This is a genomic window from Terrisporobacter muris, from assembly GCF_024621905.1.
Taxonomy (GTDB): Bacteria; Bacillota; Clostridia; order Peptostreptococcales; family Peptostreptococcaceae; genus Terrisporobacter; species Terrisporobacter muris.
Window position 1 is genome coordinate 1 of record NZ_JANKBY010000318.1, and the last position, 4,161, is coordinate 4,161.

At 31.6% G+C, this 4,161-nt stretch carries 5 protein-coding genes; all 5 read left to right on the plus strand.

Going from position 1 to position 4,161, the window contains the following annotated elements; genetic code table 11:
* The first annotated feature begins 234 nt into the window (after positions 1 to 234).
* The 5 genes from NSA58_RS16880 (at position 235) to NSA58_RS16900 (ending at position 4,056) form a co-directional block, all read left to right on the plus strand.
* Complete coding sequence (locus NSA58_RS16880; protein WP_039678759.1) at positions 235 to 1,638, plus strand: oxaloacetate decarboxylase subunit alpha; 1,404 nt, start codon at positions 235 to 237, stop codon at positions 1,636 to 1,638.
* 16 nt (positions 1,639 to 1,654) lie between these two features.
* On the plus strand, positions 1,655 to 1,927 hold the full coding sequence (locus NSA58_RS16885) for an OadG family protein (RefSeq protein WP_039678758.1): 273 nt from the start codon (positions 1,655 to 1,657) through the stop codon (positions 1,925 to 1,927).
* A 48-nt stretch (positions 1,928 to 1,975) separates the two neighbouring features.
* Positions 1,976 to 2,326 (plus strand): biotin/lipoyl-containing protein, encoded by a 351-nt coding sequence (locus NSA58_RS16890; RefSeq protein ID WP_257560719.1) that lies wholly within the window; start codon positions 1,976 to 1,978, stop codon positions 2,324 to 2,326.
* 28 nt (positions 2,327 to 2,354) lie between these two features.
* Positions 2,355 to 3,488 (plus strand): sodium ion-translocating decarboxylase subunit beta, encoded by a 1,134-nt coding sequence (locus tag NSA58_RS16895; protein WP_074429699.1) that lies wholly within the window; start codon positions 2,355 to 2,357, stop codon positions 3,486 to 3,488.
* Between the two features lie 82 nt (positions 3,489 to 3,570).
* A complete protein-coding gene (locus tag NSA58_RS16900) occupies positions 3,571 to 4,056 on the plus strand; it encodes a phosphate-starvation-inducible PsiE family protein (protein ID WP_039678756.1) in 486 nt (161 codons plus the stop codon).
* Positions 4,057 to 4,161 lie beyond the last annotated feature (105 nt).

The window sequence follows — 4,161 nt, forward strand, 5'->3', positions numbered from 1 at the left end:
ATTAGATATATAGAAGGCTTGTATATGAATTACTTATATAGATATTTATTAAGCTTACAATTAAATAAAATTTAAAAAAGAACTTTATATATTAAAAGAACACTAAAAAAACTTGGTATAAGATAATTTGATATATATAATAAATTATGCATAAGAAACAAGGAATAACTTAAAGGAACATTATAGATGATGAAAATGTTATTCCTAATATATTTATGGGAGGATTATGATAAGATGAGTAAGTTAAAAATAACTGAAACGGCACTAAGAGATGGACATCAATCCTTAATGGCTACTAGGCTTAGGACAGATGAAATAATACCTATCTTAGAAACTATGGATAAAGTAGGATATTACTCAATGGAAGTTTGGGGAGGGGCTACATTTGATTCATGTATACGTTTCTTAAATGAAGATCCTTGGGAAAGACTTAGACTTATAAGAAAACATGTAAAAAATACGAAGTTACAAATGCTACTTAGAGGTCAAAATTTATTAGGATATAGACACTATGGAGATGATACTGTAGAGCGATTTATAGAGTTATCTATAAAAAACGGAATAGACATAATAAGAGTTTTCGACGCTTTAAATGATGTTAGAAACTTAGAAGAATCTATGAAAGCGATAAAAAAATACAAAGGACATTGCCAATGTGCAATATCTTATACAACAAGCCCAGTTCATACAACTGAGTACTATGTAGAATTAGTTAAAACTATGGAAAGAATGGGTGCGGATTCTATATGTATAAAAGATATGGCAGGGGTACTTACTCCATACAATGCATATGACTTAGTTAAAAAATTAAAAGATGCGACTAAATTACCAATAGAATTACATACTCACTGTACAGGTGGAATAGCAGAAATGACATATATGAAAGCTGTTGAAGCTGGTGTAGATATAATAGATACAGCTATATCACCACTTAGCGGTGGAACAAGTCAGCCACCAACAGAGTCAATGTCGGTAACTTTAGCAGAAATGAATAGAAATCCAGAGTTAAATATGGAAGCTCTTTTAGAAGTAGCTGAATATTTCAAACCAGTTAGAGATAAATACATGGAAGAAGGAATATTAAATCCAAAAGTATTATTAACAGATCCTCAAACTTTAAAATACCAAGTTCCAGGAGGAATGTTATCTAATTTATTATCTCAAATGAAGCAACAAGGTGCAGAAAGTAAATACGAAGAAGTATTAAATGAAGTACCAAGAGTTAGAAAAGACTTAGGATACCCTCCACTAGTTACTCCACTTAGTCAAATGGTTGGGACGCAAGCATTATTCAATGTTTTAACTGGACAAAGATACAAAATGGTTCCAAAAGAAATCAAGGACTATGTAAAAGGACTATATGGACAAGCTCCAGCTGAGTTAGATCCAGAAGTTAAAAAGTTAATAATCGGAGACGAAGAAGTAATAACAGTAAGACCTGCAGATTTAATAGGTGCAGAATTTGAAGCTATGAAAGAAGAAGTAAAAAATTTAGCTAAAAATGATGAAGACGTATTGGCTTACGCTTTGTTCCCACAAATCGCTCCAAAATATTTAGAATCTAAATACAACAAATCTACAGTAGTAGAAGAAGAAAAAGCAGAAAGTAATATAACATACATAGAAGTTACTATGTAGAGAATAGGTGGTTAATATGCAAACAACATTTATGGAAGCTATCTCTATCACTGTATCAAGTATGGTTATAGTTTTAGCTACTTTATCATTAATAGCAATAATATTAAGCTCATTTAAATTTATATTTAAATCAGAAAAGCATAAGGCTAAAACGACGCCAGTGATAAATAAAGTGATAGAAGATGATGGCGAAGAAAAAATAGTTGCAGCTTTAGTAACATCTATAATAGCTGCAGAACAAGCTCAACACACTAACTTCCATGTTAGAAGTATAAAAAGAGTTAAATAATTTTAATTAAAAATAATTTAAACATTAAGTAAAAGGGAGATTAATAAAATGAGTATAAAAACATACAACGTTAAATTAAATGGAAAAGTTTATGAAGTAGAAATAGAAGAGGTAAAATCAGGGAAACAACCAACTATGTCAGCTACTCCAGCGGCAGCTGCTACACCAGCAGTGGTAACAGGTACAGGAGAAGAAGTAGTAGCACCTTTACAAGGAAGTATGTTCAACATATTAGTAAAAGAAGGACAATTAGTTAAAAAAGGTGATGTATTAGCAGTATTAGAAGCTATGAAAATGGAAAACGAAATAATAGCTCCAGTAGATGGACAAATATCAGCTATACATGTAGAAAAAGGACAAAACGTAAATCTTGGAGATGTAATATTAAACATAGCATAAGTAAAAACAGTTTAAGGAGGTACATGACATGGGTCAAATGATATTAGATTTCATAATGGAATCAGGATTCGCACAAATGGACATTAAACAAGTAATAGTTATAGCCTTAGCTTGCTTTTTCTTATACTTAGCCATAGCAAAGGGGTATGAACCTTATTTATTAATACCAATAGCAACTGGAATGTTATTAGCAAATATGCCAGGTGTAGATTTAATGAAAGCAGCAACAGATAGTGATAAAGGTGGATTATTTTACTATCTATACCAAGGGGTAAAGCTGGGAATTTATCCACCATTAATATTCTTATGTATAGGAGCAGGAACGGACTTTGGACCAATGATTGCAAATCCTAAAACAATGTTACTTGGAGGGGCTGCGCAGTTTGGGGTATTCTTCGCATTCCTTGGAGCAATAGCTTTAGGATTCACAGGTCCAGAAGCAGCATCAATAGGTATAATCGGCGGAGCAGATGGACCAACTGCTATACAAACAACAGGTGCTCTAGCACCACATTTATTAGGAACTATAGCTCTAGCAGCATATTCATATATGGCGTTAGTACCAGTTATCCAACCACCAATAATAAAAGCTCTTACAACTAAAGAAGAAAGAGCAATAAAAATGGAACAAACTAGACCAGTTTCTCAAAAAGAAAAAATAATATTCCCAATAGTAGTTATGATAGTTGTTATAGGATTACTTCCAACAGCTGCACCACTTGTGGGAATGCTAATGTTCGGAAATTTAATAAAAGAATCTGGGCTTGTTCCTAAGTTAGTAGAAACTGCTCAAAGTTCTCTTATGTATATAGTAACTATTTTATTAGGATTAACAGTTGGAGCAACAACTAATGCAGAGACTTTACTAAGCGTACAAACTCTTGGTATAATAGCAATGGGGCTTGCAGCATTTTCTGTAGGAACTGCTTCGGGAGTATTAGGTGGAAAACTAATGTGTAAATTAACTAGAGGAAAAGTAAATCCAATGATAGGTGCAGCTGGAGTTTCAGCAGTACCAATGGCATCGAGAGTTGTTCAAAAGGTTGGACAAGAAGAAAATCCTTCAAACTTCTTATTAATGCATGCCATGTCTCCAAACGTTGCGGGAGTTATAGGATCAGCAGTAGCTGCAGGTGTACTACTTAAAGTATTTGGAGCATAATTTAATAAAATAAAAAGCTTTAAATATGTTTTAATTATCAGTATTAATAAAAATAAATTTATTTTAAAAAGGAAGATTTATAATGATAAAAAAACATGAAAAAGCGTTGTTAAAGACGTCAAAGTATTTTGAAACAGCACTATCAGTAATTATATTAATTCTTGTATTATTAGGCATGCTTGATTTATTGAGAACCATCTATGAAGCATATATAGTGAATTTTGAAACGCCAGTTCAATATGAGCAATTAAATAGTTTTTTAGCACAAGGATTGCTATTAGTAATAGGTGTAGAACTTGTTGTTATGCTTAGTTTACATATACCAGGTGTACTGATAGAAGTATTATTATGTGCAATAGCTAGAAAACTTATACTACTTCCAAAAACATCAAGTATGGTTGATTTATTCCTTGGAGTTCTTTCAATAGGCTTAATATTTGGCATAAGAAAATATCTGTTAAGTACAGATGAAAAACGTTGGAGCTTAAGTAAATTGTATAGTTTCAAACATGTAGAGATAGAAACTAGCAGAATAGAAAATGATACTAAAAATGTAGTTAATATGTAGTAAAAATATTATAACTTTGATTACTTAATAAAATAGCGACCTTTGAGTAGGTCGCTATTTTATTATTTATAATTAATTCATAGTATACACTTTTATCTATGGTAA